The organism is Leifsonia sp. Y862 (assembly GCF_057669585.1).
In genome coordinates this window covers 542140-560244 of record NZ_JBYHFR010000002.1, presented here as the reverse complement: position 1 = coordinate 560244, position 18105 = coordinate 542140, and the positions used below count along the sequence as shown (strand labels likewise).

Here is an 18105-nt window from a genome sequence, read left to right as displayed (position 1 = left end):
TCACCATTCTGGCGGGAGAATGGAGGTAATGATTGCTCCTCCTACCCGCATGTCCACCCCCCAGAAGCAACGTGTTCCTTACTGGGACAATGCACGCTGGATTGCGATCGTGCTCGTCGTCATCGGCCACGCAATCCTCAAACTCATCGGTGAATCCGACCCGGCGTATGAGCTCTACCTCTTCATCTACGCATTCCACGTTCCGCTCTTCGTCGCGGTCAGCGGATACTTCGCCAAGGCATCCCCGCCAGGCACACGGCAGATGAAACGGCTGCTCACCGACGTCGTGTTCCCGTACCTCATCTTCGAGACCGTGTGGACGACGATTCGCTGGCTGTTGGGAGGCACGTTCAAGCTCGACTACGCCACGGCCTCGTGGACCTTGTGGTTCCTGATCGCCCTGGCAATCTGGCGCATCACACTCCCCTACCTGGCGCTGCTGCGCTATCCATTGCTCATCAGCATCGCGATCTCGGTTTTCGTCGGCTACCTCAGCAGCATCGACAGCACCTTCGCCATGTCACGCACCCTCGCCCTGTTGCCCTTCTTCGTCTTCGGATGGAAGGTGCGCCAGTCGCGCGTCACCGCCAGGTGGCTGGCCCTCCCGCCGTCATCGATGTGGCGCTGGCGCGCGGGGTCCCTGGCGCTGTTCACCGCCCTTGCGGTGTTCATCGTGCTGAACATCGAGTGGCTGCGCGAGATCAAGATCCGGCGGTTCCTGCTCTACGACGAGTCGTACGCGTCGTTCGGGTACGACGAAATCTGGGCTGGCGGCATCCGTCTCGCGCTGATTTTGTTCACCGTGCTGCTCGTTGTGGCATTCCTGATGCTGGTGCCGCGCGGCCGCACCTGGTTCACCGATTTCGGCGCCGCCACCATGTACATCTATTTGCTGCACACCTTCCTGCTGTATCCGTTCAGGGAGTCCGGCATTCTCGACGGCCCGCAGCCGTGGTGGGTGCTGCCGGCGATGGTGTTGCTCAGCTTCGGGATCGCCGTGCTGCTGTCGCTCGCATTCGTGCAGCGATGGTTCCGACCGGTCGTGCAACCGAAGGGCACGTTGGCGCTCCGAAAATGACGCCGTGTTGCACGGACCATTGATCGAGGTTGGCCCCCTGCTTAGGCTCGCTGCAGAGCGCTGGATGGTCCACGCTCGTCGAGGCAAAGGAAGACATCCTCATGAGCGCAAACGCTGAAAACTGGAAGTTCGAAACCAAGCAGGTCCACACCGGCGCCCAGCCGGACCCGACCACCAATGCTCGGGCGACGCCGATCTACCAGACCACCTCGTACGTCTTCAATAGCGCCGACCACGCGCAGAACCTGTTCGCGCTGGCCGAGTTCGGCAACATCTACACGCGCATCCAGAACCCGACGCAGGCCGTCGTCGAAGAACGTGTCGCAGCCCTCGAAGGCGGAACCGCCGCGCTGCTCGTCGCCTCCGGCCAGTCGGCATCGACGTTCGCCGTGCTGAACATCGCCCAGGCCGGCGACCACATCGTGTCATCGAGCTCGATCTACGGCGGCACGTACAACCTGTTCAAGTACACGCTCGCCAAGCTCGGCATCGAGACCACCTTCGTGGAGAACCAGGACGACCCCGCAGAGTGGAAGCGCGCCGTGCGCCCGAACACCAAGCTGTTCTTCGCTGAGACCATCGGCAACCCGAAGATCAACGTGCTCGACATCAGGGCCGTAGCGGATGTCGCCCACGAGTCCGGTATTCCGCTCATCGTTGACAACACCATCGCCACCCCGTACCTGATTCGTCCGTTCGAGCATGGCGCGGACATCATCGTGCACTCCGCCACCAAGTTCCTCGGCGGACACGGCACCGTCATCGGCGGCATCATCGTCGACGGCGGCACGTTCGAGTGGTCGAAGAATGTCGAGAAATTCCCCGGCCTCACCGAGCCAGACCCGTCGTACCACGGCGCCAGCTACACGACAGCTGTCGGCGATGGCATCGCGTACATCATCAAGGCCCGCGTGCAGCTGCTGCGCGACCTGGGTTCCGCCATCGCGCCGGCCAGCGCCTGGCAGCTCATCCAGGGCATCGAAACCCTGAGCCTGCGCATCGAGCGCCACGTGCAGAATGCCCAGGAGATCGCGGAGTGGCTGGAGAACCACCCCGACATCGCCACGGTGAACTACTCCGGCCTGCCGTCAAGCCCCTGGTACGCCGCCGCAAACACGTACGCCCCGAAGGGTGTCGGTGCGGTGCTCTCCTTCGAGCTCAAGGGCGGAGTGGAAGCCGGGCGTGCCCTGGTCGACAGCGTCGAGCTGTTCAGCCACCTGGCCAACATCGGTGACGTTCGCTCGCTCATCATCCACCCGGCTTCGACCACTCACGCCCAGCTCACCCCTGAGCAGCAGTTGACCGCCGGCGTCACGCCAGGCCTGGTGCGCCTCTCCGTCGGCATCGAGAACATCGCCGACCTGAAGGCAGACCTGGAGAAAGGCCTCGCCGCGGCGCGAGCCATCGTGGAGGCCTCACGCGCCAACGCCTAGCCCTCGTTCTCACCATCCCCGCAGGCCCGTCCTGCCGGGCGAATCCCCCGCCGTAACAATCGGCGGGGGTTTCTCGTTCACGGGCAGAATAGAGCTGATATGGAATGGCAGACTTCGGCAGACACGGTCCCGTCCAGCTTCATCACTGAAGCTCAGGCGCGGTCGGTCATCGGTAAGCCTCCGGCGACCGGCGCCTGGCGAGAGGGCGATCCCGTCGGTGACCGTCGATTCGTCGACGTCGGGCCGCTGTCATTCGAGGCCGGTGGGTTCCTCCCCCACGTTCGGATCGCCTACGAGAGCTGGGGAGAGCTGTCGCCGAGCCGCGACAACGCGATCCTCGTGCTGCACGCCCTGACGGGTGACAGTCACGTCATCGGCGACCCAGGCAACGGTCACGCCACCGGCGGCTGGTGGGACGGCATGATCGGGCCAGGCCTCACCATCGACACCGATCGCTGGTTCGTGATCGCCCCGAACATGTTGGGCGGATGCCAGGGCAGCACCGGTCCCTCTTCTGTCGCTCCCAATGGGGTCGAGTGGGGCACCCGTTTTCCCTACCTCACCATTCGCGACCAGGTGTCGGCGCAGATCGCGGTGGCCGACCACATCGGCATCGACAGCTTCGCGATGGTCATCGGCGGATCGATGGGCGGAATGCATGCCCTGGAGTGGGCGATCGAGGTGCCGGAGAGAGTGGAACGGCTGGTCATACTGGCTGCGCCCCCCGTCACCACGGCAGACCAGGTCGCCGTCAACTCGATCCAGATTGAAGCGATCCGCACAGATCCACTCTTCCAGGCAGGCGACTACTACGACGCGATAGACGGGGAGGGCCCATCAAACGGGCTCGCGCTGGCGCGGCGCATGGCGCTCCTCAACTACCGCAGCCCAGCCGAACTCAATGCTCGCTTTGAACGCACCTGGCAAAGCACACTCAGTCCGCTGGGTTCAGGGGGGCGCTTCGCGGTGGAGTCATACCTCGATTTCCACGGCAACAAGTTCACCAGGCGCTTCGATGCCAACAGTTACATCACCCTGGTCGAGGCGATGAATTCACACGATGTCGGCCGGGGCAGGGGCGGCGTTGAAGCCGCGCTCGGACGGATCACGGCAGAAACCCTGATCGTTGGATTCGACAGTGACCGGCTCTTTCCCGTCGACGGTCAGCGGGAGATCGCCCGGTACCTCCCGCGCAACATCGATGGTCGATCCGCGGTCGTCCTCGAATCCGCGTTCGGCCACGATGGGTTCCTCATCGAGATCGATTCAGTCGGTGCCCAATTGCAACGGCTACTGCCCCGGTGAACCAGTTGCCGATAAGGTTCTGAATACATCCGTCGGCAGAAATCAGGTCGACTGGCCTGAACCCGTCTGACAGGAACGACGCTAGCCCCATGCAACGCATCTTCAAAGAGCGCGATCGCCTCCTCCGCAAGGCGGCGAGAGCCGATGGACTCGCCTGGACGGTGGCGGCCCTTCTCTGCATGCTCGTCCCCAACGGCATCGGCTCTGAGGCGCTGTTCTGGTCCGTTCCCCTGATCTTCCTGCTGGCCGTGTCGCAGTACATGCTGGGTCGCACCGGCGGCATCCGCTGGGTACTGCTCATCGCGTTCAGCGGCATCGGCATCGTCGTGCTTGTCGGCCTCTTCAGCCACGTCGGCCTGCAGCTGAACATCGTCGAGCAAAGTGTCATTGCTCTCATTGCCGCAGGGGCGATGAGTTGTGTCGCTCCCGTACTCGTGGTGACCATGCCCCGACTGATCATCCTGGCCGGCATGCTCGGCGTCACAGCCGCACTGGTGCTGGGAATCACGCTCACCTATGGCGACTCATTCATGCCGTTCACTTTCACCCTCAGCGTGTGGCTGATCACCGCAATCGGCGGCTGGTGGCTGAGCCTGAGCATCCCACGCGCCATGCAGCGCATCGCGGCGATTGGCCGCGCCCACCGGGCAGAGCGCCACGCCAGTGAGCTCGAGGCCAAGCGGCGCCAGGACGCCAGGCTGCTGCACGACACCGTGCTCGCAACACTTACGCTGCTGGCCCACTCCGGCGTCGGTGTCTCCCCAGCCGCTCTCCAGCACCAGGCCGGTGACGACGCCAGGCTGCTGCGCCAGCTGCGACTGGGTGGCCTCCCCATGCCCCGCTCCTCCGGCGTTTACACCCTGGAGCCGGCGACGGAATTCACCCTCGGCAACACACTGGAGTCAGTGAAACAGCGTTTCGGTCGGATCGGGCTCGATGTCGATTGGCACGGCAGCGGACAGGTGCTGTTGCCGAGCGATGTACTCGACTCCTTCCTGCTCGCGCTGGGCGAATGCCTCGAGAACGTGCGCCGGCACTCCGGCGTGACGCGTGCCGACGTCACCATCACCGATGACGACAAAACAGTGCGCGCCATGGTGACGGATGCCGGCATCGGCTTTGACCTCGGCGAGGTTCCCGCAGAGCGCTTGGGATTCGCGGAGTCTGTCGTCGCTCGCCTGCATGACGTCGGGGGCAATGCCCGGTTATTCTCCTCGCCAGGTTCTGGCACGACTGTAGTTCTCGAGGTGCCCAAGTGAGTAAATCGACGATCGAGGAGAACACTCTCGGAATCGCCGTGGGGCGCGAGGGAATACAGGGTCGCGCGAGGCGGCGTGCCGATGCCGCAGACAGCCAGCCATTCCGCCGGGCTGAGCGAACCATCCGCACGACCAGGGCCAACCAGAGCGGTCTCGGCGGCCGTCATCTGAACACCGGCATCCTCCTCGCGGCTGGATTCAGCGTCATCTTCCTGATCATGGTCTCCATCGTCCAGTGGCCAGGCTATGAGAACCACCTTCCGCTCGTGCTTGCCTGGCTGGCACTCACGATCTCCGGGTCACTCGCGCTGGCGATCAGCAGCCGGCACCCCTCGCGGATGCCGGTCTGGGTCTTCCCCGTGATGGCCGCGGTCTCCGTCGTGATCGTTGCCCTCGACATGGTCGCCAGCTGGGGAGGCAACACCAGCGGGGTCTACCTGACCGCAGCCCCTGCCGTTGGCGCACTGTTGCTTGGGCTCGTCACCGTGTATGAGACGCGGCCCATCCTGGTGGGTGCAGTGGCGCTGGGCGTTGCCGTCGCCACCTACGGCGTCGTCAGGCACAGGGACGACCCGCTCACGTTGACCATCGACATCGCCACCGTGGCCCTTGCGGTCATCCCACCGTGCCTCGGCGTCTATGTGGTTCGGACATTCCGCCGCATGGTGCAGCTCGAACTCGACCTGGTGCTGGTTCAGAGCACAGTGTCGCAGCCTCGTTTGTCAGTGGGCATGCTCGCCTCTGAAGAACTCGCGCGCCTCGACCTCGGCGCGGAACAGTTGCTCGACGATGTGGCAGAGGGCAGGGCCACATTGCCGTTGCCTCCAGACCTCGCCGGCACCGCATCGTCCATCGCCACGCAGTTGCGCTTTCACCTCATCGAGGGGCGCAAGGAGACCTGGCTGCATCACGCCATCACGGAGTCTGAGTTCCTCGGCCCGTCGGTGACACTGCATGATCCGAACGGGCTGGCCGGGTTGATGGCGCCGAGGCAGCGCGATGCCCTGTTGCTCACGATTTGGATGCTGATCAGCGATGCTGCACGGCCGACGGCGAGCGTTTCGCTGACATTGGGTCCGATTTTGCCCTCACATGGCACCGCGCACCGACAAAAGATTCATTTTCCTATCGAATTGAGCACGTCCGGTGTGCCACGTCGGAGGGTAGACCCCGAGACGTGGCAAGCTATCCGTGTGGTGGGCCCGCATGTCGACTCCATTCGAGACGGCAGTTTGCAGGTTGACATCGAATGCAGTGTCGATAATCCCGCGGACGCACAAGCGCAACGGAACGTTCCGTAGCGTGAATGCACAGGAGGCAGTAGTGACAAATCCGAATAGCAGCATCCGATTGGCTCTGGTCGACGACCACCGGATGCTACTAGGCGCGCTCACAGAGTGGATCCGCAGCGCCGCGGAGGACATCAACATGGTTGCCGCGGTAACCACGTGGCCAGAGCTGTTGACGCACCCCGAGTTTCCCGTTGATGTCGTATTGCTCGACCTCGACCTCAAAGACAACATCCCGATCTCGCTGAAGATTTCGACGTTGAAGACCACCGGAGTGAAGACCGTGCTCATGAGCACGTACTCAGAGCCGGCGGTTGTCAGGGAGGCACTCGCGGCCGGAGCCCTCGGTTATCTCGTCAAGAGCGAGGAAGCCAGCATGATCGTCGAGGCGATCCGTGCCGCTGCACAGGGCCAGTCCTATATTTCTGCAGAGCTCGACGTAGCCCTCAACGCGGGTGCCGATGGTGGCTCTCCTCGCCTGAGCGCCCAGGAACGTCGCGTCATGGCACTTTATGGCGCCGGCGAACCGGTCAAGGCCGTCGCGTACCAGTTGGGCATCTCAGAGGAGACGGCCAAGTCGTACCTGAAGCGGATTCGCGAGAAGTACCGCCTGGCCGGGTATGACGTCGGAACCAAGGTGGCGCTGCGAAAGCGCGCCATCCACGACGGCATCCTGCTGCAGACCGACTAGCGCCCGCTCACCGTCCGGATCCCCTGCGTGCCATACGGCACGTGAACGCCGTTCTGGCGACGCGACCGGTCGAGCATGAACGATGCGGTCGCCAGGATGATGCCGAGGATGCTGAGGCCCAGTCCCACCCAGATTGGTGCGACATAGCCGAAGCCCGCCGAGATGACGACGCCGCCGAGGAACGCACCGACGGCATTGCCAATATTGAGTGCTGAGTGGTTGAGCGCTGCAGCGATCGACTGGCTGTCGTGGGCGACATCCATCAGCCTGGTCTGGATCGTGGGCGACAGGGCGGATGCCGCCCCGCCGATCAGGAACACGCTCACCACGAGCCCGACCACGGTCTGGGCGGTGAAGCCGAGCAGCACGAGGGCCAGGATCAGTACCGCGAAGAAGCTGTACATGCTGCGGCGAACGCTGCGATCCGCTGTCCATCCCCCGACGAAGTTACCGACGGTCATGCCGAGTCCGATGACGATCAGTACGAGCGGCACTGCGCTGGCCGTCAGCCCGGTGACCTCGGTCACCATGGGCGAGATGTAGGCGTAGACGGCGAAGAGGCCACCGAAGCCGATCGCTCCGATCGACAGCGCGAACCAGACCTGGGCGCGGCCGAACGCGCGCAGTTCATTGCGCATGGATGCCGCAGGGTTGCCAGCCTGGAACGGAACGGCCAGCGCGACGGCGAGGAACGTGAGCGCGAAGATCAGCGCAACCGCCAGGTAGGCGATGCGCCATCCGGCGACCTGGCCGAGCCAGGTGATCGCCGGCACGCCGATGACGTTGGAGATCGTCAGCCCCGACAACACGAAGGCGACGCCGCGTGCACGCTTGCCTGGCCCCATGAGGTCGGCTGCGACGAGCGAGGCGATCCCGAAGTACGCGCCGTGCGGCAGCGCGCTGACGAATCGTGCAGCCATGATGAGCCCGAAGCTTGGCAGGAGAGCTGAAGCTATTGTTCCGATGGTGAATGCGGTGAGGAGCACCAGCAACAGTTGCTTGCGCGGCCAGCGCGCGGCAGCTGCTGCGATCGTCGGTGCGCCGACAACGACGCCGAGCGCGTACGCCGAAATGAGCCAGCCGGCCTGGGCGGTGGCCTCCTCAGGGTTCGACTGGTAGAAGCCTGGCAGCAGGTCGCCGGCGAGGTTCGGCAGCAGTCCCATCGCCACGAACTCGGTCGCACCGATGGCAAAGCCACCGAGAGCGAGTGCGAGCAGGGCAAGACGAATGCGGGCCGGCGACAACCGCGTCGGCCCGGTGGTGGTGGAGGGCATCGTCCCAGCCTAAGCGCTTTGCGAATTTCGCCCACGTTTCGGCCACAGGGGCGTTGGATGGGAATGACGACCAGCAGCGTCGTGCGAACCCGGCATGGCATCCGTGTGAAAAGATCGTGAGATGGTCACGACACGCGCGCTGCTCCCGCGAACCTGGCGTTCGTGGCAGAGCTGGCCAGCCTGGGCCACGGTTCTGGGCTTGTATGCCCTGTCCCGCCTCTTCACGACCACGCTGCTGGCGACCATGTACGGCGTCGCCACCAGCAGGGGATGGATGTTCGCCAGCCACCGCGACGAATCGTCGTTCTTCACGTTCTCCGGTTCCTGGGATACCTGGTTCTACCGGCAGATCGGCCTGCACGGCTACCCCACAGAATTACCGACGGATGCCGACGGGAACGTCGTTCCCAACGCCTGGGCATTCCTGCCCGTCTTCCCCGCCGTCACCCGCGGACTGATGAACGTGACCGGCCTCAACTTCTACGTTGCCGGCGTGATCGTCGCGACGGTCCTCGGCGCTGCGGCCGCCTACGTTCTCTACCGGCTTGTCGAGTCACGCGTTGGGGCGAAGCCTGCGTTGTGGGCGGTTGCGCTGTTCAGCTTCGGGCCGCTCGCCTTCGTTCTCCAGGTGGCATACGCCGAGAGCATGTTCCTGTTCCTGTTGTTCTGCAGCCTCTGGGCGATGGTGAAGCAGCGATACCTCCTGATGATCCCATTCGCCGTCGTTGCGGCGTTCACGCGCCCTGGCGGGCTCGCCGTCGCACTGGCGCTCGGCATTGTGTTCGTGGTGCGCTGGGTCAATTGGCGCCGCACGCAGGAGCCGTTCCCGTGGGCGACGCGCATTCGGATGATCGTGGCTGCGGCCGTGATCTCGGTGGCCGGTCTTGCGTGGCCGGTGATCGCATCCGCTGTGACGGGGTACGACGGCGCCTATGTCGAGACGGAACTGTCGTGGTGGACAGGCTTCGTCGGTCGCCAGGAGTTCATTCCGCTCACCCCGTGGTTCCTGCTCACGAGCAAATATCTCGGCGTGATCGGCGTGCTACTGGTGTTCGTCGTGATCGGGGGCTTCGTCTGGTGGCTCACCCGGAGAGGGCCGCGTCGACTCGGCGTCGAGTTGCTGGCATACAGCGCCAGCTACGGGCTGTACCTGCTGGCTGTCTTCTTGCCGCAGCAGAGCCTGTTCAGGCTGCTGATGCCGCTGGCACCGCTACTGGGCGACCCCACGATCTCCAGCTCGCCGCGCATCAGGCGCACGCTGCTCATCTGCGGCATGGCGCTCCAACCCGTGGCGATCGTGCTGCTGTGGTTCCTCGGCTACCCGTGATGCGAGAGCGCTAGTCCTGCTCGAGCACCGCTTCCAGCCGCTGGACCTTGCCCGTCATCTCACCGGTATAGCCGGGGCGGATGTCGGCCTTCAGTACCAGCGAAACCCGCGATCCATAGGCGCCAACGGCATCCGTTGCGGCTTTGATGACGGCGAAGACCTCGTCCCACTCCCCCTCGATTGTCGTGAACATCGAATCAGTGTGGTTCGGCAGGCCGGAGTCGCGCACGATGCGAACGGCAGCAGCGACGGCATCGTGCACGGAGCCATCCACTGAGCCAGTGCCGGACGGTGCGACTGAGAATGCAACCAACATAATTACTCCTTCAGGGGTGGTACGGAACGACGCACAGTCCAGATCTGCCAAATCGCCCAGCCAAGCACGACGAACTCGAGCACATTGCGCGCGGTGAGTACGAAGACGAGCACGGGGTCAGCGGCCAGCAGGAATGAGTAGAGATAGGGATAAACGAACTGGGTGAGCGCGGCCAGTACCGCGACGAGAATCGCCGGCGTTCGCCATGACCTGCTGCGAAGGACCAGACCGAGGATGACGGGAGCGGCGAGCCAACTGATGAATTGCGGGGAGCCCACCTTGTTGAAGGCGATCAGGGTCACCACGAGCGCCAGCACGAGCGGAGGGAAGAGTTCGTCCTGCCGTGCGCCACGCCGCATGGCCAGCCAGCCGAGCACGAGCACTGCGGCGGCTGCGAGCGCCAGCACCGGAGTCATCAGCGCGCTGGCCACCTCGGTTCCGGCGCCCGTCACCTGGTAGGTCAGAATCTCGCGGTCGTAGTAGATCGAGCTGCCAGGAATGCCAAGGACCGCCTGCCACATCCACCAGAAACCGATTGGCGACTCGATCTGGATGCCCCGATTGGTCTGCTGCGACACGAAGCTGAAGACGTTTCCGCCGCTGCCGAGCAGCAGGGCGAGTGCGACGATCACTGCGCTCGTTCCGATTGCTGTGAGCAGTACACGCCAGCGGTCACGCGCAACCACGAACAGCGCGGCAAGCACGGCGGCCGGCCATACCTTGACCCAGGTCGCCACGGTCAGGAGCACGGCGCCCCAGAACGGCTCGGTGCGGAGCCACAGCAGCGCCATCACGACGAGCGGCACCGTGATGGAGTCGATGCGGGTGAGCCCGATGGGACCAAGCAGCAGCAGGAATCCGAGCCACCACCATGCCGCACCCACGTGCGAGGGCTTCCGCCAGCTGCCGAGCAGCCAGGCGAACGCGGCGGCGTTGACGAGGGAGACGAGCACCAGCCAGGTCAGCGCATAGTTCTCAGGGCCGAACGCGAGCGAGGCGAAAATCGGCACGAATGCGAGGATCGGGTAGACGAACTCTGTCGTGATACCCACCAGGTAGGCGCCAGATGCTGCGGCGTCTGCCCAGCCGAAATACACCCGTTCCACGTCGCCGAGCGGCCAGCCAGGGGCTATGAACGTGATCCAGCTGATCAGCACGTGCACGAACACGAACGCCGCCCAGAGACTGGTCGAGTACTCGAACCAGCGTCGCCTGCTCCGCGCTGGCTGGGGCGTGTGGCGGGCTTCCTGTCCCGATTGCTCGTCTACGTGCACACCCTCACTTTCCCACACCTCGAGGCAAAGGTTCGTTCCACCAGCGGATCAAGGGACGAGCAGGTCTGCGACCACCGTCTGCACTGCCTCCGCCACGTCGAGTGCGGCGATCGGACCGCCGCTGGATGCCCAGAGCGCCGCCTGGGCATGCACCAGCGCTGCGGTTGCCGCCACGAACGCCAGGGTGTCTGGGTCGGCCGCCACCCGTTCGGCATGTGTTGCGACGAGTGCGCCGAGAATTCCGCCCAACACATCGCCCGTTCCCGCCGTCGACAGCCACGGAGTGCCGGTCGACATCGTCAGCCGCTGGCCGCTCGGAGACGCGATGTATGTCGTCCCGCCTTTCAGCAGCACCGTCACATTCAACACAGCGGATGCCCGCACAGCCCAGTTCCCCGGATCGGCCGCAATCTCCGCCGCCGCCACCTCGATGTGGTGGCGACCGAGCAGGCCGGCCAGCTCCCGGTAGTGCGGCGTGACGACAAGCGCAGTCGCTGCCGGAACCCGCGGCACGAGGTCGAGCGCACCGGCATCGACCACGCATGGCACGCCCTCTGCCAGCGCAGCTCGCAGCGCGTCCGTCGTGGCGTCGTCGCGGTGCGCGGCGTCCATCCCAGACCCCAGCAGCCAGGCCTGGACGCGACCGGCCACCGTCACTGTCTCCGGACGCCTCGCCAGGACGAGGTCTGCGGCCCGGGCGGGCCCCACATACCGCACCATGCCGACGCCGACGCGGGCCGCTGCCTCAACGCCGAGCACGGCAGCGCCCGGATACAGGGTTGAACCGGTGTTGACCCCGAGCACTCCCCTGGTGTACTTGTCGTCGACGCTGGTCGGAACGCGGATCCACGCTGCCGCATCCGCTCTGGTCCACTCTCGCCACTCCACGGTGTGGTCGTCTGCGGCCGGTTCATCGGGGTTCACCATGCACCCACGATAAGTTGTTCGGAGCACACGATCCAGCAGCAAAGGAATTCCATGGCCCCCTCGGTTCTCTTCGCACCGCTCACCATCCGCAACGTGACCTTTCGCAACCGAATCTGGGTCGCACCCATGTGCCAGTACTCGGTCATGGAGAAAGACGGTGTGCCCCGCGCGTGGCATCTTGTGCACCTGGGATCGATGGCCGCCGGCGGAACGGGCCTTGTCATCGCAGAAGCGACAGCGGTGAGCCCAGACGGCCGCATCACCGACCAGGACACCGGGCTGTGGAACACCGAACAGGCAGAAGCCTGGGCGCCGATCGTCGACTTCATCCACTCGCAGGGCACGCTCGCCGGGGTGCAGCTCGCGCACGCTGGCCGAAAGGCATCCGCCTGGCCGGCCTGGGGCACAGACAACCGCGGCAGCCAGCCAAAAGAGGACGGCGGCTGGCAGACGGTGTCAGCCTCAGCCGTGCCGTTCCCCGGCATGGACGACCCCACCGCGCTTGATGCCGCAGGCATCAACCTCGTCGTCGACAACTTCGAGGCCGCCGCTCTCCGCGCTGTCGATGCCGGGTTCGACATCATCGAAATCCATGCCGCGCACGGGTACCTGCTGCACCAGTTCCTCTCCCCGCTCAGCAACATGCGCACCGACGAATACGGCGGCGACCTGGCCGGCCGTGCCCGCCTCGTTCTCCGCATTGTCGAACGTGTACGGAGCGCCATCGGCGATGAGATGCCGCTGTTCGTGCGGTTCTCGGCGACCGACTATGCACCGGACGGCTGGGACGAGCAGCAGACCGCCACCGTGGCCGGCTGGGCACGCGAGGCTGGAGCCGACTTCTTCGACATCTCAAGCGGTGGCAATATCGCCGGCGTGACGATCCCCCTCAGCCCCGGTTACCAGGTGCCCCTCGCCACGTTCGTCAAGGAGACGGCCGGCGTGCCGGTGAGCGCCGTCGGCCTCATCCTCACCTCGGCGCAGGCGGAGCAGATTGTGGCCTCAGGTCAAGCGGATGCCGTCATGCTCGGCCGCGAGATGCTGCGCGACCCGCATTTCCCCCTGCGCGCCGCGCATGAGCTCGGTGTCGACATCAACTACTGGCCTGGCCAGTATGTTCGGGCACGCTGGCCGGAGGACTAAGCTCCCGTCGGTCGAGGAGGCCGTTCACGGCTGTCTCGAGACCAGAGTTCGGCCTGGGTGATTTCGAGACACTCGCTGGCGCTCGCTCCTCAATCAACGGGAGAAATCAGCTCAGACGCGCTCCCCCATGCAGAGCACATTGCCCTCTGTGTCGTTGAACCACGCGGTTCGCTCCGTGTCGTCAGCGGCGACACCGTTCTCGGTCTTCAGCCCCGGGAAATCAAAATCGGCGAAGACCACGCCGCGCGAGCGCAATTCGGCCATGTCACGGTCGAGGTCGTCGGTCATCAAACACAATTGCGTGTTCTTCGCTGTGCCGGCGTTCGGGGTTTCGTAGAGCATGAAACCCGTTCCTCCCTTCATACGAAACAACATCCCAGCGTCACTCTTCTCCACTGGCTCGAAGCCGAACGTGTCCTTGTAGAAGCCAAGCGCCCGGTTCATGTCAGCCGCCGGAAGCACAGCAATTACCTCCAGGTTCTCAAACATGAGAGTCCTCCTTCTTTGGATTCCACGCTACGCGGCACGGTGAATGCACGACATGGGGTGACACAGAAAACGGGCGGGAACATTGGTTCCGAAGAACGTGTTCCCGCCCGTTATCGACGATTGCCGGCTGGACCAGCGCCAGTCTGACCACAGCCGTCTGGCTACAGCCGTCTGGTGGCGTCCTGAACTTCACCGACGAGTTCCTCGATGATGTCCTCGAGGAAGAGCACACCGGTGGTCTCGCCTTCCTCGTTGAATGCCCGAGCCAGGTGGGCACCCGACTGCCGCATGGTGGCCAGGGCGTCCTCGAGGTCGGTGCCTTCGAACATCGACCCCAACTGACGGATGCGCTTGGCAGGCACTGGCGCGAGATATGCGCGGCCTGCGTCTGTCGGACCGGCGAGATCGAGGTCGATGACGTCCTTCAGGTGCAGGTATCCGCTCGGCTCCCCCGCGGGTGTTTCGATGACGTACCGGGAGAAACCGTACTTGGTGACGGCCCTCTCGACGTCAGCGGGGGTTGCGCCCTCGGGCAGGCTGATGAGGGCGTCGAGACGCACGGCGATGTCCTCCACCTTGCGGTTGGTGAATTCGAATGCCGCGTTCAGTGCGCCAGAGTTGTCCTGGAGCACACCCTCCTTGGTGGATTGCGACACGATGGTCGCCACCTCGTCAAGCGTGTACGTGCTCGTGGCCTCAGATTTCGGCTGCACCCCGAACAGGCGCAGGATGCCGTTGGCCGTCGAGTTCAGTGCAACGATCACGGGCTTGAAGACGCGACCGAAGAACACCAGCGGGGTCGCGAGGATGAGCACGGCCTTGTCTGGGACGGAGAACGACAGGTTCTTCGGCACCATTTCACCGAAGACGACGTGCAGGTACGACACGATGAGCAGCGCCATCAGGAACGAAATCGTCCCGATGACCTCTTCTGACCAGCCGGTGAGTGCCAGCGGCATTTCCAGCAGGTGGTGAATCGCCGGTTCGGAGACGTTCAGGATGAGCAGCGAGCAGATGGTGATACCCAGCTGGCTCGTTGCCAGCATCAGCGTCGCGTGTTCCATCGCCCACAGCGCGGTCTTGGCGCTGCGTTTGCCCGCTTCAGCGAGCGGCTCGATCTGCGAGCGCCGAGCAGAGATCACAGCGAACTCCGCTGCGACGAAGAAGGCGTTGCCGAGCAGCAGCACCACCAGCCAGGCAAGTCCGGCCCAGTCACTCATCGGTCACTCACCTCGCTCCCTGTCTGTTCTGCTTTGGCACGGCGTGATGCACTTTTGGCTTCCCTGGCTTCTCGCGCTGAACCGCGCGGTTCGTCGACGGGCAGCGATTCGGCCTCTGGTTCAGGGTCTGGCGTATAACGCAGCCTGTCGATCCGTCGGCCGTCAAGCCGCTCCACCTTCAGTTCACCGGTGGCGACGCGCACGGTGTCGCCGACGACGGGAAGCCGTCCGAGAACGCTCATGACGTAGCCGGCCACGGTTTCATAGGGGCCGTCCTCTGGCACCACGATTCCGGTGCGTTCAAGGAGCTCGTCAGGGCGCAGCATTCCGGGGAAGGCGAGCGATCCCGTCGACACGACGACACCGGCCTTGGCGCGGTCGTGCTCGTCCGCCACCTCGCCGACCAGTTCTTCAACGAGGTCCTCAAGGGTGGCGACGCCGGCTGTTCCGCCGTACTCATCGACCACGACGGCCATTTGGTAGCCGCGGGCGCGGAGTTCGCCGAGCAGGCCGTCGAGCTTCATGGTCTCAGGCACGCGAATGGCGTCAGACTGCAGTGCCGACACGGGGACATCCGCTCGACGCTCGCGGGGAACCGCGACAGCCTGCTTGATGTGCACGATGCCAGACACGTCGTCGATGCCGTCATCGACGACGGGGAAGCGCGAGTAGCCGGTCTGTTGCGCCAGTTCGATGACAGCCTGCGCTGAGTCGTTGCGCGAGATGCTCGCGACACGGGTGCGCGGGGTCATCACGTCGGATGCCGTGTGCTCGGAGAATCGCAGGGTGCGGTGCAGCAGGGTGGCGGTGTCCTTCTCCAGGACGCCGGCACTCGCGGAGCGGCGCACCAGGGAGGAGAGCTCCTCTGCGGTGCGGGCGCCGGAGAGTTCTTCCTTCGGCTCGATGCCGAACGACCGCAGTATTCCATTCGCGCTGCCGTTCAGCACCACGATCGCCGGCTTGAAGACCGTGGTGAACACCGTCTGGAACGGGATCACCAGTTTGGCCGTCTGAATCGGCAGGGCCAGCGCAAAGTTCTTCGGCACCAGTTCACCGATGATCATCGAGACGAGCGTGGCGACCACGATGGCCACTGTTGTGGCGATCGGTGCCACCGTGCCTTCCGGCAGCCCGAGCGAGGTCAGCGGACCGGCGAGCAGCGAACTGATCGCCGGCTCCATGGTGTAACCGGTGAGCAGCGTCGTCAGCGTGATGCCGAGCTGGGCGCTCGAGAGGTGCGTCGACGTGATCCGCAGGGCTGCGATCGTCATGCCGAGTCGGGTTTCCCCGCGGCTTTGACGCGCTTCCAGATCGGAGCGATCGAGGTTGACCAGCGCAAACTCGCTGGCAACGAATAAGCCCGTGCCAATGGTCAGGAGGAGACCAACGCCGAGCATGATCAACTCATACAAGGCACTCACCCCAACGGTTCACGGGCGAGGGTCTATGACCGGGGGCGGATGATGATGAAGATGCAGGAGGGGGGTCGTCCATTGTGGGTACGACTATACCGGCACGGCCGCCCGGTTTACTGGGAAGGCGATGTAGTTCGTCCCGGCTCGGCGCACCCGTCATCTGTGCAGCTACCAGGAGACGGGAAGCGCCTTGCCCTCGTCGTAACCGGCCGCCGATTGGAGCCCGACGCGTGCCGTGCGCTGGAAATCCGCGATGTCGGTGGCGCCCGCATACGTGAACGAACTGCGCACCCCGGTCGTGATCATGTCGAGCAGGTCTTCGACAGACGGGCGCAGCGGATCAAGGTAGATCTTCGAGCTGGAGATGCCCTCGGCGAAGAGCGTCTTGCGCGCCAGCTCGTAGGCGTCGAGTCGGTCGAAGCGCTCCTGCACGGCCTTGGTCGATGCCATGCCCCAGCTCTCCTTGTAGAGCCGACCGTCGTCATCCGCTCTGAGCGTGCCTGGTGCCTCGACGGTGCCGGCGAACCACGAACCGATCATGACGGATGCCGCGCCGGCGGCCAGTGCGAGCGCCACGTCCCTCGGGTAGCGCACTCCCCCGTCTGCCCACACGTGTGCGCCGAGTTCGCGAGCAGCCGCCGCCGTCTCGAGCACGGCGGAGAACTGCGGGCGACCGACGGCCGTCATCATGCGTGTCGTGCACATGGCACCGGGGCCGACGCCGACCTTGACGATGGTGGCGCCCGCGTCGACGAGGTCGCCGACGGCATCCGCTGTGACCACGTTCCCAGCCACGATCGGGATCCCGAGCCCGAGGTCTGCCACGATCTGCAGCGCCCTCAGCATGCCGATCTGGTGCCCGTGGGCTGTGTCGACGACGAGCACGTCGACTCCGGCAGCGACGAGTGCGCGTGCCTTGGCGGCGACGTCGCCATTGATGCCGATGGCTGCGGCCACCAACAGCCGACCAGAGCTGTCGACAGCAGGGGTGTACAGGGTGGAACGCAGTGCACTCGTGCGGCTGAGCGTTCCGGCGATCCCGCCGTGGTGCAGCACGGGAGCGAAGTCAATGTCGGCCTCTGTCATCAGGTCGAATGCACGCCGCGGGGTCTCAATGTCATCGGCGTCAAGCGCCGTCATCGAGCCGTGCAGCAGGTCGCCGAGCACTGCATCCAGTGGGGCGCTGGCCAGCCGCGAGGCCACGATGCAGCCGAGATAGGCGCCAGCAGCGTCCCGAACGACAATGCCCTGGCCATCGATCGGTGGCACGAGGGTGAGCGCGTCGGCGACAGTGGCGTCCGGAGCAAGGAAGAGCGGAGTGTCGAACCTGACCGATTGGTCTTTCACCCAGCGGATCGCGGCATCCAAATCCTGCAGATGCATGTCCTGCGGCAACACGCCGAGCCCGCCTCGCCTGGCCAGCGTTGCGGCCAGCCGGGGGCCGGTGACGGAGTTCATGTTCGCGGAGACGACTGGAATAGTCGCGCCGGTACCGTCGTGGGGGGCCAGGGACACGTCGAGCCTGCTCGTGACCGCTGAATGGTTCGGCACCAGAAACACGTCTGAGTAGGTCAGGTCAAAACTCGGTTGCTCTCCATAGAACTCCATGGGAATAAAGCTAGCCGCCCGGAGAGTTGGCCGCAGCCTTCTCCCAATGGGATTAGG

At 64.7% G+C, this 18105-nt stretch carries 16 protein-coding genes; 8 read left to right on the top strand and 8 right to left on the bottom strand.

All coding sequences use genetic code 11. From position 1 onward, the window contains the following. Window positions 1-28 precede the first annotated feature (28 nt). The 6 genes from AC25Z0_RS12640 to AC25Z0_RS12615 all read left to right on the top strand — a co-directional run bounded on the left by AC25Z0_RS12640 (window position 29) and on the right by AC25Z0_RS12615 (window position 7055). Window positions 29-1078, top strand: a complete 1050-nt coding sequence (locus AC25Z0_RS12640) for an acyltransferase family protein (RefSeq protein WP_488133428.1) — start codon at window positions 29-31, stop codon at window positions 1076-1078. A gap of 101 nt (window positions 1079-1179) precedes the next feature. After that, on the top strand, window positions 1180-2511 hold the full coding sequence (locus AC25Z0_RS12635; RefSeq protein WP_488120008.1) for a bifunctional o-acetylhomoserine/o-acetylserine sulfhydrylase: 1332 nt from the start codon (window positions 1180-1182) through the stop codon (window positions 2509-2511). A gap of 99 nt (window positions 2512-2610) precedes the next feature. Then, on the top strand, window positions 2611-3816 hold the full coding sequence (gene metX, locus AC25Z0_RS12630; protein ID WP_488133427.1) for a homoserine O-acetyltransferase MetX: 1206 nt from the start codon (window positions 2611-2613) through the stop codon (window positions 3814-3816). Between the two features lie 89 nt (window positions 3817-3905). Beyond that, on the top strand, window positions 3906-5075 hold the full coding sequence (locus AC25Z0_RS12625; RefSeq protein ID WP_488120006.1) for a sensor histidine kinase: 1170 nt from the start codon (window positions 3906-3908) through the stop codon (window positions 5073-5075). Next, on the top strand, window positions 5072-6376 hold the full coding sequence (locus AC25Z0_RS12620; RefSeq protein WP_488120005.1) for a hypothetical protein: 1305 nt from the start codon (window positions 5072-5074) through the stop codon (window positions 6374-6376). Before AC25Z0_RS12625 ends, AC25Z0_RS12620 begins: the two co-directional genes overlap by 4 nt. 22 nt (window positions 6377-6398) lie before the next feature. Beyond that, on the top strand, window positions 6399-7055 hold the full coding sequence (locus tag AC25Z0_RS12615; protein ID WP_488120004.1) for a response regulator: 657 nt from the start codon (window positions 6399-6401) through the stop codon (window positions 7053-7055). Here the strand turns inward: AC25Z0_RS12615 and AC25Z0_RS12610 are convergent. After that, a complete protein-coding gene (locus tag AC25Z0_RS12610) occupies window positions 7052-8329 on the bottom strand; it encodes an MFS transporter (RefSeq protein ID WP_488133426.1) in 1278 nt (425 codons plus the stop codon). The two genes, AC25Z0_RS12615 and AC25Z0_RS12610, sit on opposite strands and share 4 nt — an antisense overlap. 121 nt (window positions 8330-8450) lie before the next feature. On the opposite strand from AC25Z0_RS12610, the gene AC25Z0_RS12605 reads away from it, so the two are divergent. Continuing rightward, on the top strand, window positions 8451-9656 hold the full coding sequence (locus AC25Z0_RS12605) for a hypothetical protein (RefSeq protein ID WP_488133425.1): 1206 nt from the start codon (window positions 8451-8453) through the stop codon (window positions 9654-9656). Window positions 9657-9666: 10 nt separating this feature from the next. Here the strand turns inward: AC25Z0_RS12605 and AC25Z0_RS12600 are convergent, their stop codons facing one another. The 3 genes from AC25Z0_RS12600 to AC25Z0_RS12590 are packed head-to-tail and all read right to left on the bottom strand — an operon-like array spanning window position 9667 to window position 12173. Continuing rightward, on the bottom strand, window positions 9667-9972 hold the full coding sequence (locus tag AC25Z0_RS12600) for a thiamine-binding protein (RefSeq protein WP_488120001.1): 306 nt from the start codon (window positions 9970-9972) through the stop codon (window positions 9667-9669). A 2-nt stretch (window positions 9973-9974) separates the two neighbouring features. Continuing rightward, a complete protein-coding gene (locus tag AC25Z0_RS12595; RefSeq protein ID WP_488133424.1) occupies window positions 9975-11246 on the bottom strand; it encodes a glycosyltransferase 87 family protein in 1272 nt (423 codons plus the stop codon). Window positions 11247-11294: 48 nt separating this feature from the next. Further along, window positions 11295-12173: an ADP-dependent NAD(P)H-hydrate dehydratase gene (locus AC25Z0_RS12590; protein ID WP_488119999.1), complete on the bottom strand. Its 879-nt coding sequence runs from the start codon at window positions 12171-12173 to the stop codon at window positions 11295-11297. 51 nt (window positions 12174-12224) lie between these two features. Here AC25Z0_RS12590 and AC25Z0_RS12585 point away from each other — a divergent pair, with 51 nt between their 5' ends. Beyond that, window positions 12225-13316 (top strand): NADH:flavin oxidoreductase/NADH oxidase, encoded by a 1092-nt coding sequence (locus AC25Z0_RS12585; protein ID WP_488133423.1) that lies wholly within the window; start codon window positions 12225-12227, stop codon window positions 13314-13316. Between the two features lie 111 nt (window positions 13317-13427). Here the strand turns inward: AC25Z0_RS12585 and AC25Z0_RS12580 are convergent, their stop codons facing one another. The 4 genes from AC25Z0_RS12580 to guaB1 all read right to left on the bottom strand — a co-directional run bounded on the left by AC25Z0_RS12580 (window position 13428) and on the right by guaB1 (window position 18048). Next, window positions 13428-13805, bottom strand: a complete 378-nt coding sequence (locus AC25Z0_RS12580; protein ID WP_488133422.1) for a VOC family protein — start codon at window positions 13803-13805, stop codon at window positions 13428-13430. 161 nt (window positions 13806-13966) lie between these two features. Beyond that, window positions 13967-15025 (bottom strand): hemolysin family protein, encoded by a 1059-nt coding sequence (locus AC25Z0_RS12575; protein ID WP_488133421.1) that lies wholly within the window; start codon window positions 15023-15025, stop codon window positions 13967-13969. Further along, a complete protein-coding gene (locus AC25Z0_RS12570; RefSeq protein ID WP_488133638.1) occupies window positions 15022-16422 on the bottom strand; it encodes a hemolysin family protein in 1401 nt (466 codons plus the stop codon). The genes AC25Z0_RS12575 and AC25Z0_RS12570 overlap by 4 nt, the downstream gene beginning before the upstream one ends. 186 nt (window positions 16423-16608) lie before the next feature. Continuing rightward, a complete protein-coding gene (gene guaB1 / locus AC25Z0_RS12565; RefSeq protein ID WP_488133420.1) occupies window positions 16609-18048 on the bottom strand; it encodes a GMP reductase in 1440 nt (479 codons plus the stop codon). Window positions 18049-18105 lie beyond the last annotated feature (57 nt).